This is a genomic window from Thiorhodococcus mannitoliphagus (assembly GCF_010915725.1).
Lineage (GTDB): Bacteria > Pseudomonadota > Gammaproteobacteria > Chromatiales > Chromatiaceae > Thiorhodococcus > Thiorhodococcus mannitoliphagus.
In genome coordinates this window covers 1-743 of record NZ_JAAIJR010000400.1, presented here as the reverse complement: position 1 = coordinate 743, position 743 = coordinate 1, and the positions used below count along the sequence as shown (strand labels likewise).

The following is a 743-nucleotide window of genomic DNA, read 5'->3' as shown; positions in this document are numbered from 1 at the left end:
CGGCCAGCCAATCAATCAGACTCGCCAGTACCCGCTCGATATCCTCGGGGCGGCGACTGTTCTCGAGTCGGAACAGAGCAGCAGCGACATTGCTCTGTCCCGCCAGCTCCGTCTCGGCGAGCCGCTGCTCGTCGAGCAGCAGATAACGGATCTGCGGCTGCCAGCGGCGCAGCTGCTCGGGCAGATCCGGCTCGATCAGCTCATCGAGACTGGTCTTGGCCCACCAGGATTTTTCACCATTGTAGAGGACGATGGGCAGGACCGGCGGCAGAGGGCTTCCGGCCGGGATCTCGCCTGCGGCGGCCAGATCCTGATAGAGCAGTCCCACATAGGTCAACAGCCGCACCGCCATGAAGCGATCGACGCTCGACTGGAACTCCAACAGCAGATAGACGTAGACCCAGCGCTCGCCCCAGCGCAGCCGCCAGATCATGTCGTTTTCGCGCTCGCGCAGGTCGTGGCTGATCCCGATTTCGCTGACGCGCTGCAGGGTGGTGAAATCCAGTTGCTCGACCCACTCCTCCTGCACGAAGCCACGGATCAGATCCGCTACCAGATCGCAATGTGAGAACAGGAGCTTGTAGGAAGGATCGTGGTCGGCCATCAGGGAGAGTGGGTATTTGCGGCGTTACCGAACCATACCCCAAACCCAAGCAGATGACAGCGACCACGCAAGGCGGAGAGCCTCAAGAGCGCTCGGAAGCCGTCGCTCACGACTGACCGCTGCTGGACGGGTAAATCCT

At 61.9% G+C, this 743-nt stretch carries 1 protein-coding gene; it reads right to left on the bottom strand.

The genetic code is table 11. The annotated features are described in order from the left end of the window. On the bottom strand, positions 1 to 604 hold a 604-nt coding region (locus tag G3480_RS27120), incomplete at its 3' end, for an Rpn family recombination-promoting nuclease/putative transposase (RefSeq protein ID WP_164657275.1). Between the last annotated feature and the right edge of the window lie 139 nt (positions 605 to 743).